Genomic DNA, 15,945 nt, shown 5'->3' with positions numbered 1-15,945 from the left:
GTCGTTGATCCAAAATGAGCAAGCTGGACATTCAAATCGCCGTCGACGTTGATGGCTGGCCGGACGAGGAGACGCTGCACCAGATGGCGCAGCGTGTGCTGGGAGCAGCAGAAGCGTTTCTCGTCAGCGAAAAAGCGCAACCCTTCCCGGAACAACCGACGGAGGTTTCGCTCGTCTTCGCCGACGATGAAACCGTTCGCGACATCAATTCCGAATGGCGCGGTCAGGACAAGCCGACCAATGTTCTGTCATTCCCGGCCTATCCCATTGAGCCCGGTGATCTGCCGGGCCCGATGCTCGGAGATATCGTGATCGCGCGGGAGACCGTAGAGCGCGAAGCATTGGACTTGGAGAAGACCTTTGACGAGCATTTGACGCATCTTCTTGTGCACGGATTTCTACATCTTCTCGGCTATGACCACATCGAAACCGAAGACGCTGAAGAAATGGAAGCATTGGAGACTGGCATTTTGGCCGTGCTTGGCCTATCTGACCCCTATGCGGGCCAGGACCCGATCTGATAGTTTGGAACCATGAACGACTTTGCGACGAAATCGACCCCGGTGGTCAAAGAGGAATCCGACGGCTCTTCAGGCGAAGAAGCGGGCAGTCCCGCCCGAGCGGAAGGCTCGGCCAAAAATCAAACCTCTTTCTGGGCACGGCTTGCCCGTTTGATCAAGCCGACCTCCGGCAGCAGCCTGCGGGAGGATCTCACGGTTGCGTTGAAGGCGGATGCGCATCTTGGCGACGCCTTCACCCCCGAAGAGCGCGCGATGCTGCACAACATCCTGCGCTTCCGCGAAGTCCGCGTCGAGGACATCATGGTGCCGCGCGTCGATATTGAAGCTGTCGACCAGAGCGTGACCATTGGCGAGTTGATGACCATCTTCGAGGTTTCCGGTCGATCGAGAATGCCGGTCTATGCCGAGACTTTGGATGATCCGCGCGGCATGGTTCACATCCGCGATCTCTTGTCCTACCTGACAAAGCAGGCGCGCAGCCGACGCCGCGCCGCCAAGGGGCCTGCTGCCGCGGTCGGTGAAGCTGAGAAACCCGCGGAGAAGGCGACAAAGCCGAAGATCGACTTCGATCTGGCGCGGATCGACCTTAACAAATCGGTAGCGGATGCAGGCATTATCAGGTCCATTCTCTTTGTCCCGCCTTCCATGCTTGCTTCCGATCTGATGAGCCGCATGCAGGCGGCTCGCACGCAGATGGCTTTGGTGATCGACGAGTACGGCGGAACGGATGGCCTCGTGAGCCATGAAGACATCGTCGAGATGGTGATCGGCGATATCGATGACGAACATGATGATGAAGAAGTCATGTTCAGCCGCGTCTCCGATGACATTCTGGTAGCCGATGCCCGCGTTGAACTGGAAGAGATCGCGGAAGCGATCGGTCCGGATTTCGATGTCACGCATCGCGTCGAGGATGTCGATACATTGGGCGGGTTGATCTTCTCTGCACTCGGACGCATCCCGGCGCGTGGCGAAGTCGTGCAGGCCTTGTCTGGCTTCGAGTTCCACATCCTTGATGCAGATCCGCGTCGCATCAAGCGCGTGCGTGTTGTCCGCAAGCGGGCAGCTGTGCGCCGTCGCACGACAAAGGGCGATCCGGACCATAGGGTTGAAGGCGAGGCAGAGCTGAAGCGAGAAACGCAAAAGGCGGTGGCTCTGAAGGCCACTGGTGCGAAAGCCGCAGATCAGGAACGGGCACCCAAGGCGAAAGCCGAACCGCGGTCGCGCGCAAAAGCTGGGAGCGTCGAGAGCCAGATGCCAACAGCGACGGGTGCGGAAGCACAAGCGACAGCAATGCAAACCGAGACGGATAATGGCCCCCGGTCGGCTTCCCCCATCGATAGCGTAAGCTGAGGGCAGGGGACTTTCTCGTCATTATTTGAAAGACTGCCGCCATTGATTCGCATGGCGGGGGTTTTTGCATGGAACGGATCGCGGTCAGCGTTGTGCTGCTGTGGGGATGGAAACGCGCCGCGTTGGCCATTCTGGCCGGAGCGGTGGGCGCGCTGGCGCTCGCGCCGCTCAATCTCTTCGCCGCGATGTTCATTTCCTTCCCGCTGCTTGTGTGGTTGCTCGACGGGGCAACCGGAGACCCGGGTCGCGGCAGCTCGATTGGGCTACGCTCAGCGTTCTCTGCGGGCTGGTGTTTCGGATTCGGATATTTTGTAGCCGGTCTCTGGTGGCTGGGGGCCGCCTTGCTGGTCGAGGCCGATGCCTTCGCCTGGGCGCTGCCTCTCGCCGTCCTCGGTCTCCCAGCCTTGCTCGCGATCTTCTACGGGTTTGCGGCAGCGCTTGCGAAGATTTTTTGGACCGACGGCATGGGGCGGGTCGCGGCACTTGCAGCAAGCTTTGGCCTTGCAGAATGGCTCCGCAGTTTCGTGGCGACAGGTTTCCCATGGAATGCGATTGGCTATGCCGCCATGCCTGTTCCGGTCATGATGCAATCCAGCTGGGTCCTTGGGCTGCTGGCTGTCACGACCTGTTCCGTGTTCGTCTTTTCTGCCCCGGCATTGCTGGGTACCCGGCGTGGTGCTGCGCCCGGTCTGATCGTTGCGGCAATGCTTTTTGTGGCGCATTTTGGCTATGGGGCCTATCGGCTGCAAACGGCTGCGCAGGCGACAGAGCCCGCCGAACAAATGACGGTGCGCCTGGTGCAGCCCGCTATCGATCAGGCGCAAAAAATGGAAAATGTCGACCGCATCGAGATCTTCGAGCGGCATTTGGCGCTGACGGGGGCAGCGCCGGCAAATGGCGAGCGACGCCCCGATCTCGTGATATGGCCGGAAACCTCGGTTCCCTTCATCCTCACCGACAATCCGGATGCGTTGGTGCGCATTGCGGATGTGCTTAGCGACGGACAGATTCTGGTCGCTGGGGCTGTGCGTGCAGAAGCGAGATCTGCCGGATCGCAGCCGCGTTATTTCAATTCGGTCTACATGATCGATGACAAGGGCCAGATCCTCGCGGCCGCAGATAAAGTTCACCTGACCCCTTTTGGCGAGTATCTCCCATTCGAAGGCCCGCTACGGGCAGTCGGCTTGGAAGAGTTGATCAGCTTGCCCGGAGGTTTTTCGGCAACTGCAACGCGTGCCGTTCTCACCTTGCCTTCGGGCTTCGGGCTCTATCCTTTGATTTGCTACGAGGTGATTTTTCCCGGCGAGATCTCAGAAGACCTTGGAGGCGCAAACGTCATTTTGAACATTACAAATGATGCCTGGTTCGGGCATACGCCGGGTCCTTACCAGCACTTTCAACAGGCGCGTTTGCGCGCCGTGGAAAACGGAACATACGTGCTGAGAGACGCCAATAATGGAATTTCTGCTGTTGTTGATCCCTTTGGTCGGGTCATTTCGGGTCTCGCCCTCGGTAGTTTTGGCGCCGTAGACGCAACCATAGGAAGTAAATCTGTCCCATTTCGGAGCGATTTTGATCACAACTTAAACTTTTGGTTGGTTCAAATGCTTTTTGCTGTGACGGCGGTCATTTCTCGCGTGGGTTTTATTAGGAAGATGAATTGACCAAAAACCCCTAAAAATGCATAGTGGTATTCGCCATGGTTCTCCAAGTAAGCTGAACAATCAGCGACGACGACTACAACGTCTCGTTATGTTCTGGAGCTGGGATTGTGGTTGGAACACCAACTCATTGGTCAGGACAATGTTAATGATAGAAAACAAGAAGAAGCCGAACCCGATTGACATCCATGTCGGCAGCAGAATTCGGCTTCGTCGCACCATGCTCGGCATGAGCCAGGAGAAGCTCGGCGAGAGCCTGGGTATCACCTTCCAGCAGATCCAGAAGTACGAAAAGGGCACCAACCGCGTTGGCGCCAGCCGTCTTCAGAACATCTCCAGCATCCTCAATGTTCCCGTCTCCTTCTTCTTCGAAGACGCTCCGGGCGAACAGGCGGCATCGCAGGGCGGCATGGCGGAAGCGTCCAGCTCCAACTACGTTGTTGACTTCCTGTCTTCCTCGGAAGGCCTGCAACTCAACCGCGCCTTCGTAAAGATCAACGACCCGAAAGTCCGTCGGAAGATTATCGATCTGGTCAAGACCCTGGCTGCCGACGCTGACGTTGAATGACGTCAGAAGCACCTGTGGGACAAGAGAGCGGCTCAAGGGCCGCTTTTTTTGTTTCCCGCGCAAAACTTTGCTCACATAAAGATATATTTATGTGGTTGTGTGCTTGTCAGCCAAACGGGAACTGGGTAACCATGCGCCATCCATACTTTGAGGGGAATCCCGATGCGCGCCAACTACCTCTTCACCAGCGAATCCGTTTCTGAAGGTCACCCTGATAAGGTTTGTGACCGAATTTCCGATGAAATCGTCGACCTCGTCTACCGGGAAGCAGCCAAGACCGGTGTGGATCCCTGGACCGTGCGCATCGCCTGCGAAACTCTTGCCACCACCAATCGCGTCGTCATCGCCGGCGAAGTCCGTCTTCCGCCGAGCCTGATGAAGACCGACAAGAACGGCAATGAGGTCATCAACCCTGCCAAGTTCAAGTCGGCCGCTCGCAAGGCGATCCGCGACATCGGCTACGAGCAGGACGGCTTCCACTGGAAGACCGCCAAGATCGATGTGCTCCTGCACTCCCAGTCCGCCCATATCGCCCAGGGCGTCGACAAGGCCGCCGACAGCTCCAACAGCGAAGGCGCTGGCGACCAGGGCATCATGTTCGGCTACGCCTGCAAGGAAACGCCGGACCTGATGCCGGCGCCGATCTACTATTCCCACAAGATCCTGCAGACGCTGTCCACCGCCCGCAAGAAGGGCGAGGGCGATGTCGGCAAGCTCGGCCCCGACGCCAAGAGCCAGGTGACCGTCCGCTACGTCGACGGCAAGCCGGCTGAAGCAACATCCATCGTTCTTTCCACCCAGCATTTCGACGAGAGCTGGGATTCCAAGAAGGTTCGCCAGGTCGTTGAGCCCTTCATCCGCGAGGCTCTGGGTGATCTGAAGATCGCCGACGATTGCGCCTGGTACATCAACCCTACCGGCAAATTTGTCATCGGCGGCCCGGATGGTGACGCAGGATTGACGGGACGCAAGATCATCGTCGACACCTATGGTGGCGCTGCCCCGCATGGTGGCGGTGCCTTCTCCGGCAAGGACACGACCAAGGTCGACCGTTCGGCCGCCTATGCCGCTCGCTATCTCGCCAAGAACGTCGTTGCCGCAGGTCTCGCCGACCGTTGCACGATCCAGATCTCTTACGCGATCGGTATCGCCCAGCCACTGTCGATCTATGTCGACCTGCACGAAACCGGCAAGGTCACCGAGGACGAAGTCGAAGCAGCGATCCGCAAGGTGATGGACTTGTCCCCCTCGGGCATTCGCCGCCATCTTGACCTGAACAAGCCGATCTATGCTAAGACGTCCGCCTATGGCCATTTCGGCCGCAAGGCTGGCCGCGACGGTTCCTTCTCCTGGGAGAAGCTGGACCTGGTCAAGCCGCTTAAGGATGCAATCAAGGCTTGAGCTGAATGACGAAACAGGAACGCAGGACAAGGTCGACCGAGGCATTCTTCGGTCGACGCAAAGGCAAGCCTCTGCGCGAGCAGCAGGTCGAGCGCATGGAAACCGTCCTGCCTGAGCTTAAGGTCGATCTGGCGTCGCCGACGCCGGAGGATCTGAAGTCTCTGTTTCCGTTTCCTGTTGATCGAGTGCGTCTGGAAATTGGCTTTGGCGGTGGCGAGCATCTGGTACATCGTGCCTGCACCAACCCCACCACGGGCTTCATCGGCGTCGAACCCTTCGTCAATTCCATGGCAAAGCTGCTGGCGGTTGTTGAAGCCGAGGGGCTCCGCAACATTCGCGTCTATGACGATGATGCCACACAACTGCTGGACTGGTTGCCGCAAGGTCAGATCGATCAGATTGATCTTCTCTATGCCGACCCCTGGCCCAAAAAAAAGCACTGGAAGCGCCGGTTCGTCTCCCAGGTCAACCTGCAGCGCATCCACAAGGTGTTGAAGCCAGGCGGCACTTTCTGCTTCGCATCCGATATCGATACTTATGTGAACTGGACATTGCAGCACTGCCGCAATCACGGTGGCTTTGAGTGGACAGCACGCAACGCTTCCGACTGGTTGACACCTTATGAGGGCTGGCCCGGCACACGCTATGAAGCAAAGGCTCGGCGTGAAGGTCGCTCCTCAGCCTATCTTACCTTCACAACGCGGTAGGCTCGATAGCCTATCGCCAGCCTGCCCGCCGAAATGCGCCGGCGAGGCTTTCATTGCGTCAAAAATCTCAGTGCAGGGATACTGTTTTCAGGTCGTCCTCAGCGGCCTTGAAAAAGGTGCTGGATCGGTTGTCCGTCAGCAGGATCGGCGTGCCATCGGCGGCAAACAGCGCCCAAAGATCCAGCTTGGGGTCAATCTCTGGCGCTTCCGGGAAGCAGCGAGAAACATCGTCAAGCTTCATCTTGCGGATATAACCCACCTCACCAGCCCCAAGATGGGCCAATTCGGATTGCGTCAGGCGGGCAGTAACTTCTTTCAATAACATTCCGAGCCTCCACGAATGAGGGAGAGGCGGCAGGCATGCCGCAGAATCGAGTCTGCCCCCGAAAGGTTAATTTTTCGCGGCTTCCGCTCCGAATTCGGCCGGATCCTTCAAGCGCAGGTCCGGTGCCGGCATCTTGATGTTGCTTGACAAGACCGGAATTGCCCGGCATCGCTCCCCCATAATTATGAGGGAATGACCATGAACGCCCCGCGCAAAATCATCATCGACACAGACCCTGGCCAGGACGATGCGGCAGCCCTTATGCTGGCCTTTGCCAGCCCGGATGAACTTGACGTTCTTGGTATCACCACGGTCGCCGGCAATGTGCCGCTGAGCTTCACCAGCCGCAATGCGCGTATTGTCTGCGAACTCTGCGGGCAAGGTGAGCGGCGGGTATTCGAAGGTGCCACCCATCCGTTGAAGCGCAGTCTCGTGACTGCCGAATACATCCACGGCAAGACTGGTCTCGATGGTGCCGTGCTGCCGGAGCCGACGATGAAGGTTGAGGCGCAGCATGCCGTTGACTTCATCATCGAGACACTCCGTCGGGAAGCGGAGGGCACGGTCACGCTTTGCACGCTCGGCCCGCAGACCAATGTGGCGCTTGCGCTGCAAAAGGCGCCGGACATCGCACCGCGAATCCGTGAGATCGTCATGATGGGCGGGGGCTTTTTCGAGGGTGGCAACATCACACCGGCCGCCGAGTTTAATATCTATGTCGATCCGGAAGCCGCCGCAGTGGTGCTCGGCTCGGGCGTCCCCGTGACCATGATGCCGCTTGATGTGACCCATCAGCTTCTGACGACCAAGGCACGCGTGGCGAAGATCGCTGCAATCGGCTCGAAGCCTGCCCAGGCTATGGTTGAATGGCTGCAATTCTTCGAGCGCTTCGATGAGGAAAAATACGGTTCGGACGGCGGCCCGCTGCATGATCCGACAGTCATTGCTTACCTTCTGAAACCCGAACTTTTCCAGGGGCGCCATTGCAATGTCGAGATTGAGCTTCAATCCGAGTTGACGGTCGGCATGACGGTTGTCGACTGGTGGCGCGTGTCAGGCCGCGAGGCAAACGCGACCGTGATGCGCCATGTCGATGCGGATGGTTTCTTCGCGCTACTGACTGAGCGGTTCGCGCGCCTGTAATGCCACGAGCGGCTCGGCGGCAGGGTCCAAGCCGAAACCCTGCCCCAAAGGCCGGTCGCAAGAGCGGCGCCGATTGCCAAATCGCGTATGAGCGCTCGGAGGCAGCCGTCCGGGACGCTGCGGAATGCACTGCCCAAGCCACGACCTAGGCTTGCTCCGGTAAAATTCAGGTCCGTTTGTCGACCTCGGCTGCCATCGGAATGGACGGCTGTGCGCCAGCGGTGAGGCAGGCGAGAGAACCGGCAACCGCAGCCTGCCGGAGCGTCGTTTCGAATGACCGACCGGCGTCGAGCCCCGCCGCGAGATATCCGCAGAAGGTATCACCCGCACCCACGGTATCCACGGGTTCGATCTTCAGGCCCTGCGTGCGGTGAAGCTTGCCACTCTCGGCTGCAATAACACCCTCCGCACCAAGGGTGATCACGAAGGTCTGTCCGGTCTCCCGGTGCATCTCAAGCAACAATGCCTCGCGGGTCGGGCCATCCAACCCCTCTCGTCCGGCAAGCAGTTCAAACTCCGTCTCGTTGGCGACAATGATGTCGGCAAGCCTTGAGAGTTCGGCAGCCTCTCCGGTCAGCGGCGCTGTATTGAGAAGGCTGCGCACGCCCTTCCGTTTGGCGGCCATCAGCGCTGCCTTGACGGCCTCTGCAGGCACTTCCAGCTGAAGCATGAGAATGTCGCCAGCACTGAGATTTGAGATCGCAGCCTCCGCCTGAGCCGCATTCACGCTGCCATTGGCGCCGGGCACCACAGCAATCATGTTTTCGCCGTCGCCACCAACCATGATAAGCGCCGTGCCGGTCGGACCATCGACATGGGCAACGCCTGAGAGATCGGTGCCGGCTTCGTCAAGAAGTGCCAGGGCAGGGGCTGCGAACGTGTCCTTGCCAACGGCGCCGATCATCCGCACGGAAGCGCCGGCGCGCCGCGCTGCAAGCGCCTGATTGGCACCCTTGCCACCCGCTGCGGTGGCAAAGCCGGTACCTGGCACCGTTTCGCCCGGCTTCGGAAGCCTGGGCGTCGTGGCAACGAGATCCATGTTGATGGAGCCAAAGACAATGATCATGGCCGGCTGTTTCCCTGCTTGACGCGCCTTCACCGGCGCTGGTCGTGATTTGATCGGCTTATTGAACCAGCCCTTTAGTCTTCGTCAACAACCCTCAGCTTGAGCGTGCCGTTTCGATGATCCACCGGGCGGTGAGACCCATCGTCACTGGCTTGCTGAAATTCCATCGCCTCGATCTTTTGTCCACGCTTGGTGATTTTGTCCGAGGAGGTGAGGATCTGTTCCACATCCTTTTGAGCGGCAAGAAAATGGCTCTGCAGCTTGCGGGTTCTATCGTCCAGCCGGCTGAGATCCTCCATGAGGCGTACCACTTCGCCCTGGATGAGGTGCGCCTGTTCGCGCATGCGCTGGTCCTTGAGAACGGCTTGAATGACCTGGATAGACAGCATCAGCAGCGACGGCGAGACAATCACGACCCGCCGCTTGTGTGCCTTTTGAACGATGTCCTCGAAGTTTTCATGGATCTCCGCGAAAATGGATTCGGATGGCACAAACAGGAAGGCCATGTCCTGCGTTTCGCCAGTGATCAAGTATTTCTCCGAGATGTCCCTGACATGCACATCCATATCGCGTCGGAACTGCTGCTGGGCGACCTTCTTGTGGTCCGGGTTTTCCGTATCACGAATGGCGTTCCACGCTTCCAGCGGAAACTTTGCGTCCACCACCAGCGGCGGCGAGGCATTGGGCATCCGGATCGTGCAGTCCGGTCGTGAGCCGTTCGACAGGGTGGATTGAAACTCGTAGGCGCCCATCGGCAGGCCATCGGCGACGATGGTTTCCATCCGCGATTGGCCGAAGGCGCCACGCGTCTGCTTGTTGGATAGGATCGCCTGCAGCCCGACCACGTCTTTCGCCAGCGACTGGATGTTGTTCTGCGCCGCATCGATGACCGCCAGTCTCTCCTGCAGGCTTCTCAGATTGTCATGCGTCGATTTGGTCTGCTCGGTGATCGTGGTGCCGAGCCTGTGTGTCATTCCATCGAGACGTTGCGAAATGGACTGATTGAGTTCGGCCTGTCGGCTGCCAAAAACTTCCGCCATGGTCGCAAGTCTCCCCTGCATTTCCGCCTGTGCCTTCAACAACTCGGCCAGCCGAAGTTCTGCAGCTTCGTCCCGGCGCAAGGCTTCCTCCATCATGGCCGCGCGGCGCCGTGCGCCGCCTATGGCGCTCAGCACCAGCAGAATGAACGGAAGGAGAATGATTGCCGCCAGGATACTCGCCACGATGCTTGAGGGGAATGTGACGGAGCCGATGGTGAGCGATGGGATATCTTGAATGTTCATCGGGACACTCTACCAGATTCGCGGTGCGAGAATAGATCAAAGAGTGAACAAGGCCTTGGTCTGTCGACGTTCCGCAGATCCAAAATCTGCTCGGCAAAGCGATCATCGTTTATTCAGTGTTTAGAAATCAGTGCGAAATTGAACGAAAATCATCACAACGTGTAAGTGAAACCAACCCCTATGACCGAAAAGAACAACACTGATCTCGCCGAGCGGTTGGAGTTTCTCGAAATCAATCATCAGACACGCGAGACATTGGCCGAACTTCGTCCAACGATCCAATCGCTGATCGGCGGCGCTCTCGATAGGTTCTATGCAAAGGTTTCCAGCACCCCGGCACTTGCACGCTTCTTCCGCGACAAGACCCATATGAATGGCGCCAAGTCAGCCCAGGTCGGTCATTGGGACAAGGTCGCGCAAGGCCAGTTCGATGAGAGCTATATCAAGGGGGTGACCGCTGTCGGCAAGACGCATGCGCGCATAGGGCTTGAGCCGCGATGGTATATCGGCGGCTACTCGATGCTGGTGGGGGAGTTGCTCGCCGGCGTGCTTGCCAAATCCTGGCCGTTTCCCTTTGGTCGCCAGCATGTCACCCGCATAGCCGAAAGGCAGCGCGCCATAGTGAAAGCCGCCATGCTCGACATGGACTATGCAATTTCCGTCTATCTGGATGAGCTTGAGAAGCGCCGAGAGGATCTGGAGGCCGAGCGCGCGCGTGTCGAAGCCGATCAAGTCATTGCCATGGACCATCTTCGGAAAGGCCTGGAATGCCTTGCAAGGGGCGATTTCGAGACCCGCATGTCGACCGATCTGCCGGAGAATTTCCGCCAGATGGCTGACTTCTACAACGAGACCGTCGATCGACTGAACATGTCCTTCGGCGCCGTGCGCCATGCCTCGGCGGGCATTCATGCGGGCACGGAAAAGATCGCTCATGCCGCCGACGAACTGGCCGCGCGGACCACCCGCCAGGCAAGCGGCGTGCAGGAAAGCTCCACTGCGCTGCAGCAGTTGTCCGTCAGCGTCGGCCAAACGGCGGGCAATGCGGAACAGGCCTCGAATGCCGTGCGCGACACGCAGACCCGGGCACGCTCCTCGGGATCCGTCGTCGCCCAGGCCGTCTCGGCCATGGATGCCATCGAGAAGTCGTCAAGCGAGGTTTTCAAGATCATCGGCGTCATTGACGAGATCGCCTTCCAGACCAATCTTTTGGCGCTCAATGCGGGTGTTGAGGCGGCGCGTGCCGGCGACGCCGGCAAGGGCTTTGCCGTCGTGGCGCAGGAAGTACGCCAGCTTGCACAGCGCAGCGCCGATGCCGCCAAGGAAATCAAGCAGCTGATCTCGCAGAGCTCCGATCAGGTCAAGGCAGGTGTCAATCTTGTCACGGGAACCGGTGAAGCGCTGACGGATATCATCGCGCGGATCGACGAGATCAATGCCTTCGTTTCAGACATCGCGGTGGCAGCCCGAGATCAGGCGCAAGGCCTTCACGAGATCAACCATGCGACGCGCCAGATCGATGCGCTGACGCATGAGAACAGCGAGATGGTTGAGCAGACCTCGGAGGAAACGCGCCTGCTTCGGGCCGAAGTCGCGCGGCTGGTCGAGCTCCTGGGACACATCAAGACGCGGTCGGAGCCGGAGACGCGCATGCCCCCGGCTTCCGGCAGCTCCCGCCTTTATGCCGCCTGACGCAGGCCTGGAGATGCGGAGGACGCGTTTTTCCATTTCCTCCGTTTCCAACTTGCGCTAAGGGAGGCCATGACCATCAAGCCTCTTATCATTTTGCCGGATCCACTGCTCAGACAGGTGTCTCAGCCCGTCGAGCGTGTCGATTCCGAATTGAACCAGCTCGTCGATGACATGCTGGAAACCATGTACGAAGCACCGGGCATTGGCCTGGCCGCCATCCAGGTCGGCGTTCCCCGCCGCCTGCTGGTCATCGATGTGGCCAAGGAGGGCGAAGACCGTCAGCCGCTCGTCTTCATCAATCCGGAAATCATCACCAGTTCGGATGAGCGCTCGGTTTATGAAGAAGGCTGCCTGTCGATCCCCGACTATTATGCCGAGGTCGAACGACCGGCGTCGATCAGCGTCAAGTCAATCGATCGCCATGGCAAGGAACAGGTGACAGACGCCGATGGCATTCTGGCCACCTGCCTGCAGCACGAAATCGACCATCTGAACGGCGTTCTGTTCATCGATCACATCTCTCGACTGAAGCGGGAAATGGTCATCAAGCGGTTCACCAAGGCCGCTCGCCAGAAGATCTGACAGACACGCGCTGGCATGGGCTGCTCAGCGGCCCGATGCTTCTCCCTGACTTCAAAAGGCGGGACGATCATGGCACTTCGCATCATCTTCATGGGCACACCGGATTTCTCGGTTCCCACCCTCAGGGCGCTGGTCACTGCCGGCCATGAGATTGTCGCGGTCTATAGCCAGCCGCCGCGTCCCGGCGGGCGTCGTGGTCTTGATCTGCAGAAGTCACCGGTGCAACAGGCAGCCGAGGCACTCGGTATTCCGGTGCGCCACCCACTCAACTTTCGGGATCCCGCAGATGTCGAGGCCTTCGTCGGCCTGAACGCCGATGTCGCAGTGGTCGTCGCTTACGGTCTGCTCTTGCCGCAGGCCATTCTCGATGGCACGCGACTGGGCGCCTATAACGGCCACGCCTCCCTCTTGCCACGCTGGCGCGGCGCCGCACCGATCCAGCGCGCCATCATGGCCGGCGATGCCGAGACGGGCATGATGGTCATGAAGATGGACAAGGGCCTCGATACCGGGCCGGTGGCCCTCACGCGCCGCGTGGCGATCGGACCTGACATGACGGCCGGCGAACTGCACGATGCCTTGAGCGCCGTCGGTGCGGACGCCATGGTCGAAGCGATCGGCAAGCTTGAGCAGGGCGTGCTTGAGACTGCGGCGCAATCGGATGTCGGCGTTCTCTATGCTGCGAAGATCGATAAGGCCGAAACCCGCGTCGATTTCAATCGCCCCGCGATAGAGGTCCACAATCACATCCGGGGTCTTAGCCCCGTTCCGGGCGCATGGATGGAACTCTCGCTGCATGACAAGCCGGAGCGTGTGAAGCTGCTTGCCTCGCATGTTCACGAGGCCGAGGGAGAAAAGGCGACCGCCGGAACGGTCCTCGATGATCAGTTGACGATTGCCTGCGCATCCGGATCGGTCCGCCTTGTGCGGCTGCAGAAAGCTGGTGGAAAGGCGCTCGGCGCGGAAGATTTCCTGCGTGGCACACCGGTCGCCAAGGGCATGGTGATCGCCTGATGCCCCGCTTCCGGATGACCGTCGAATATGATGGCTCGGCCTATGTCGGATGGCAAAGGCAGGAAAACGGCCATTCCGTCCAGTCCGCGCTGGAGCAGTCGATCCTGGCGCTGACGGGCAAGACCATCTCTATACGTGGCGCCGGTCGCACCGATTCCGGCGTGCATGCGATGGGGCAGGTCATTCATGCCGACCTCGAACGCGCCTGGGAACCGCACAAGTTGCGCAACGCCCTGAACGCTCACCTGGCAATGGCCAACGAGGCGGTATCGGTCCTTGAGGTGCAGGCGGTGGACGAGACCTTCGATGCCCGGTTTTCCGCGCTGCGACGGCACTATCTCTACCGCATCATGACTCGTCCGGCACGCCTGGCGCTGGAGGCGAAACGTGCATGGTGGGTGCCGAAGCTCCTCGATCATGAGGCCATGCACGCAGCGGCACAAGAGCTCGTCGGCCATCACGACTTCACCACCTTTCGCTCCGTCCATTGCCAGGCGAAGAATCCCGTGCGGACGCTTGACCGGCTGGATGTGAGCCGCACCGGCGATCTCATCGAGATCCGCGCCTCTGCCCAGAGCTTTCTGCACAATCAGATCCGCTCCTTCGCTGGCACCTTGAAACTCGCCGGCGAGGGCAAGATGACACCTGCCGACGTGCGGGCTGCCCTCGAAGCGCGCAACCGCTCGGCCTGCGGTCCCGTCGCCCCGCCGGAGGGACTGTTCTTCCTGCAGGTCGATTACCCCGGCGATCCCGAGCGCCAGCCCTAGGCGAATGCGCGGAGAAGGCGTTGAAGGTCGTGGAGATCGTCAGCCCGGCAGAATGCCCAGATAGGCTTGCAGCCATTCCGATAGGATCATCGACGGCACGAGCAGCACCAGGATCAATGCTGACAGCGTCAGCACCTGGTCGCCGACCACCATCCGCAAGACACGGAAAAGCGTGGTGATCAGCAGGATGGTCAGAACAAACCACAGAAGCGTCACGAAGCCGGCCGCCGACGGCACCAGCATCAGCATCAGGATCAATGTGCCATAGGCGTAGGAAATCGGCAGCGCGAGCCAATTGACCACGACGACGATTGAAGAAAACTTGTCACCGAGGCCGATCACCCAGCAAACAAGCCCGACCAGAACGAGCGGCACGATCCAGTTGGTCGCTTCGACGAGCGCGAGGCGGAAGAAGAACAGGCCGCCGACGCTCTGCGAGGGGGCAAGTTCCTGCAGATAGAGGAGCCGCCACCAGGCAAAGGAAACCAGGATGGCCGGCAGGGACCAAAGCGCCGACCAGAAGGAGCGCAGGGCGCCCCGGTCGGACAGGTCCAGGAAAGCGAGCCCTGCCGGCTGCTGCCGGAACAGCAGCCAGAGGCCCTTGAGGTAGATCTCGACCTCACGCAGCGACGGCATTGGCGAACCACTGCTCGATGAAGGTCTGGTAGATCTCAGTCAGCGTCTCGAGATCAGAGATGGCCACACGCTCATCGACCATGTGCATGGTCTGGCCAACAAGCCCGAATTCCACCACCGGGCAATAATCCTTGATGAAGCGGGCATCCGACGTGCCGCCGGTCGTCGACAGTTTCGGCACGCGGCCAGTGACCGTCTCAACGGCGCGCGTCAGCGAAGCGATCAGCGCATTGTCGCGCGTCAGGAATACGTGGCTTGGTCGCTCCGACCAGACCACGTCATATCCAATGGCATCCCGACCCGGCCGAAGGGCAGGATCGGCCGCCGAAGCCGCGAGCCGGCGGAGGATCTCGGCCTTCACGCTGTCTGCACCCCAGTGGTCGTTGAACCGGATATTGAACTTGAAGCTCGCAGACGACGGGATGACATTTGTTGCCGGATTGCCGACATCGAAGCTCGTCACCTCAAGGTTCGAGGGCTGAAAGTCTTTCGACCCCTCGTCGAAAGGCGGCGTCATCAGGGCCGTCGCCATGGCGAGGGCGGCACGCACGGGATTGTCGGCCAGATGCGGATAGGCCGCGTGTCCCTGCACGCCCTTGACGGTCACGGTTGCTGAAACAGAGCCACGCCGGCCGATCTTGATCATGTCGCCGATCAAATCCGGGTTGGTGGGTTCGCCGACCAGGCAGGCATCCCAGCGTTCGCCGCGTGACGCTGCCCAATCCAGGAGCTTTACGGTCCCGTTGACCGCCGGACCTTCCTCGTCGCCGGTGATCAGCAGGGATACTGAGCCGGAAGGAACCTTGCCGGCCTCTAGAAGCCGGGCATAGGCGGAAATGAAGCAGGCGATGCCACCCTTCATGTCGACCGCGCCCCGGCCATACATCATGCCGTCCTTCACCTCGCCGGAAAACGCCCCCAGGCTCCAGGCGGCCTCGTCGCCGACAGGCACGACGTCGCTGTGACCGGCAAACATCAAATGCGGCCCAGTGGTCCCTGCGCGTGCGTAGAGGTTCTCGATGTCAGGCGTATTGTCATCCCGCGCCGTCATCCGCTCGACGGTAAAGCCGAGCGGCGCAAGCAGCGATTCGAGCAGGCTGAGCGCGCCGCCTTCGGCGGGCGTAACGGAGGGGCAGCGCACCAGGGCCTGCAGGACTTCAAGTGGATTTGTCGTGTTCATGGGGCGCTTTGCGGGATTGGAGCCTCGGCCGGCTGGTGGCAGTCGA

16 protein-coding genes are annotated in these 15,945 nt (G+C 59.9%); 11 read left to right on the top strand and 5 right to left on the bottom strand.

Going from position 1 to position 15,945, the window contains the following annotated elements; translation table 11 throughout:
- Positions 1–14: 14 nt before the first annotated feature.
- From ybeY to trmB, 6 genes are all read left to right on the top strand, one after another.
- On the top strand, positions 15–521 hold the full coding sequence (gene ybeY, locus FAA97_RS08045; RefSeq protein WP_136598016.1) for an rRNA maturation RNase YbeY: 507 nt from the start codon (positions 15–17) through the stop codon (positions 519–521).
- A 12-nt stretch (positions 522–533) separates the two neighbouring features.
- Complete coding sequence (locus FAA97_RS08040; protein WP_246041369.1) at positions 534–1,874, top strand: transporter associated domain-containing protein; 1,341 nt, start codon at positions 534–536, stop codon at positions 1,872–1,874.
- A 68-nt stretch (positions 1,875–1,942) separates the two neighbouring features.
- A complete protein-coding gene (gene lnt / locus FAA97_RS08035) occupies positions 1,943–3,538 on the top strand; it encodes an apolipoprotein N-acyltransferase (protein WP_136598015.1) in 1,596 nt (531 codons plus the stop codon).
- A 145-nt stretch (positions 3,539–3,683) separates the two neighbouring features.
- Positions 3,684–4,103, top strand: a complete 420-nt coding sequence (locus FAA97_RS08030; protein ID WP_136598014.1) for a helix-turn-helix domain-containing protein — start codon at positions 3,684–3,686, stop codon at positions 4,101–4,103.
- A gap of 162 nt (positions 4,104–4,265) precedes the next feature.
- On the top strand, positions 4,266–5,504 hold the full coding sequence (gene metK / locus FAA97_RS08025; protein ID WP_136598013.1) for a methionine adenosyltransferase: 1,239 nt from the start codon (positions 4,266–4,268) through the stop codon (positions 5,502–5,504).
- Positions 5,505–5,509: 5 nt separating this feature from the next.
- The gene (gene trmB, locus FAA97_RS08020) at positions 5,510–6,211 is read left to right on the top strand and encodes a tRNA (guanosine(46)-N7)-methyltransferase TrmB (protein WP_136598012.1); all 702 of its coding nucleotides are present in this window, start codon (positions 5,510–5,512) and stop codon (positions 6,209–6,211) included.
- 67 nt (positions 6,212–6,278) lie between these two features.
- Here the strand turns inward: trmB and FAA97_RS08015 are convergent, their stop codons facing one another.
- Positions 6,279–6,536, bottom strand: a complete 258-nt coding sequence (locus tag FAA97_RS08015) for a BQ00720 family protein (protein WP_136598011.1) — start codon at positions 6,534–6,536, stop codon at positions 6,279–6,281.
- A 198-nt stretch (positions 6,537–6,734) separates the two neighbouring features.
- On the opposite strand from FAA97_RS08015, the gene FAA97_RS08010 reads away from it, so the two are divergent.
- Positions 6,735–7,679, top strand: a complete 945-nt coding sequence (locus FAA97_RS08010; protein WP_136598010.1) for a nucleoside hydrolase — start codon at positions 6,735–6,737, stop codon at positions 7,677–7,679.
- 166 nt (positions 7,680–7,845) lie between these two features.
- Here FAA97_RS08010 and FAA97_RS08005 read toward each other — a convergent pair whose 3' ends face one another.
- Together FAA97_RS08005 and FAA97_RS08000 are read right to left on the bottom strand one after the other, a co-directional pair.
- Positions 7,846–8,745 (bottom strand): ribokinase, encoded by a 900-nt coding sequence (locus FAA97_RS08005; protein WP_136598009.1) that lies wholly within the window; start codon positions 8,743–8,745, stop codon positions 7,846–7,848.
- 74 nt (positions 8,746–8,819) lie between these two features.
- A complete protein-coding gene (locus FAA97_RS08000; RefSeq protein WP_136598008.1) occupies positions 8,820–10,028 on the bottom strand; it encodes a DNA recombination protein RmuC in 1,209 nt (402 codons plus the stop codon).
- Positions 10,029–10,208: 180 nt separating this feature from the next.
- On the opposite strand from FAA97_RS08000, the gene FAA97_RS07995 reads away from it, so the two are divergent.
- From FAA97_RS07995 to truA, 4 genes are all read left to right on the top strand, one after another.
- Positions 10,209–11,720, top strand: a complete 1,512-nt coding sequence (locus tag FAA97_RS07995; RefSeq protein ID WP_136598007.1) for a globin-coupled sensor protein — start codon at positions 10,209–10,211, stop codon at positions 11,718–11,720.
- Between the two features lie 69 nt (positions 11,721–11,789).
- The gene (def, locus tag FAA97_RS07990; RefSeq protein ID WP_136598006.1) at positions 11,790–12,302 is read left to right on the top strand and encodes a peptide deformylase; all 513 of its coding nucleotides are present in this window, start codon (positions 11,790–11,792) and stop codon (positions 12,300–12,302) included.
- Between the two features lie 69 nt (positions 12,303–12,371).
- On the top strand, positions 12,372–13,316 hold the full coding sequence (gene fmt, locus FAA97_RS07985; protein WP_136598005.1) for a methionyl-tRNA formyltransferase: 945 nt from the start codon (positions 12,372–12,374) through the stop codon (positions 13,314–13,316).
- Positions 13,316–14,083, top strand: a complete 768-nt coding sequence (gene truA / locus FAA97_RS07980) for a tRNA pseudouridine(38-40) synthase TruA (protein ID WP_136598004.1) — start codon at positions 13,316–13,318, stop codon at positions 14,081–14,083. Before fmt ends, truA begins: the two co-directional genes overlap by 1 nt.
- A 39-nt stretch (positions 14,084–14,122) precedes the next feature.
- Here truA and FAA97_RS07975 read toward each other — a convergent pair whose 3' ends face one another.
- Both FAA97_RS07975 and dapE read right to left on the bottom strand, forming a co-directional pair.
- Complete coding sequence (locus FAA97_RS07975) at positions 14,123–14,719, bottom strand: hypothetical protein (RefSeq protein WP_136598003.1); 597 nt, start codon at positions 14,717–14,719, stop codon at positions 14,123–14,125.
- A complete protein-coding gene (gene dapE / locus FAA97_RS07970; RefSeq protein WP_136598002.1) occupies positions 14,703–15,899 on the bottom strand; it encodes a succinyl-diaminopimelate desuccinylase in 1,197 nt (398 codons plus the stop codon). The genes FAA97_RS07975 and dapE overlap by 17 nt, the downstream gene beginning before the upstream one ends.
- Between the last annotated feature and the right edge of the window lie 46 nt (positions 15,900–15,945).

The organism is Peteryoungia ipomoeae (assembly GCF_004912165.1).
Lineage (GTDB): Bacteria > Pseudomonadota > Alphaproteobacteria > Rhizobiales > Rhizobiaceae > Allorhizobium > Allorhizobium ipomoeae.
Note: the sequence above shows the minus strand (reverse complement) of the source record. Positions and strands in the feature narration are given on the sequence as shown.

Bases quoted from the DNA above. Each gene is read 5' to 3' on its own strand.
- def (WP_136598006.1), top strand. From the start codon at position 11,790: ATGACCATCAAGCCTCTTATCATTTTGCCGGATCCACTGCTCAGACAG.
- truA (WP_136598004.1), top strand. From the start codon at position 13,316: ATGCCCCGCTTCCGGATGACCGTCGAATATGATGGCTCGGCCTATGTC.
- trmB (WP_136598012.1), top strand. From the start codon at position 5,510: ATGACGAAACAGGAACGCAGGACAAGGTCGACCGAGGCATTCTTCGGT.
- metK (WP_136598013.1), top strand. From the start codon at position 4,266: ATGCGCGCCAACTACCTCTTCACCAGCGAATCCGTTTCTGAAGGTCAC.
- FAA97_RS07995 (WP_136598007.1), top strand. From the start codon at position 10,209: ATGACCGAAAAGAACAACACTGATCTCGCCGAGCGGTTGGAGTTTCTC.
- FAA97_RS08000 (WP_136598008.1), bottom strand. From the start codon at position 10,028: ATGAACATTCAAGATATCCCATCGCTCACCATCGGCTCCGTCACATTC.
- lnt (WP_136598015.1), top strand. From the start codon at position 1,943: ATGGAACGGATCGCGGTCAGCGTTGTGCTGCTGTGGGGATGGAAACGC.
- dapE (WP_136598002.1), bottom strand. From the start codon at position 15,899: ATGAACACGACAAATCCACTTGAAGTCCTGCAGGCCCTGGTGCGCTGC.
- FAA97_RS08040 (WP_246041369.1), top strand. From the start codon at position 534: ATGAACGACTTTGCGACGAAATCGACCCCGGTGGTCAAAGAGGAATCC.
- FAA97_RS08005 (WP_136598009.1), bottom strand. From the start codon at position 8,745: ATGATCATTGTCTTTGGCTCCATCAACATGGATCTCGTTGCCACGACG.
- FAA97_RS08015 (WP_136598011.1), bottom strand. From the start codon at position 6,536: ATGTTATTGAAAGAAGTTACTGCCCGCCTGACGCAATCCGAATTGGCC.
- ybeY (WP_136598016.1), top strand. From the start codon at position 15: ATGAGCAAGCTGGACATTCAAATCGCCGTCGACGTTGATGGCTGGCCG.
- FAA97_RS08010 (WP_136598010.1), top strand. From the start codon at position 6,735: ATGAACGCCCCGCGCAAAATCATCATCGACACAGACCCTGGCCAGGAC.
- fmt (WP_136598005.1), top strand. From the start codon at position 12,372: ATGGCACTTCGCATCATCTTCATGGGCACACCGGATTTCTCGGTTCCC.
- FAA97_RS07975 (WP_136598003.1), bottom strand. From the start codon at position 14,719: ATGCCGTCGCTGCGTGAGGTCGAGATCTACCTCAAGGGCCTCTGGCTG.
- FAA97_RS08030 (WP_136598014.1), top strand. From the start codon at position 3,684: ATGATAGAAAACAAGAAGAAGCCGAACCCGATTGACATCCATGTCGGC.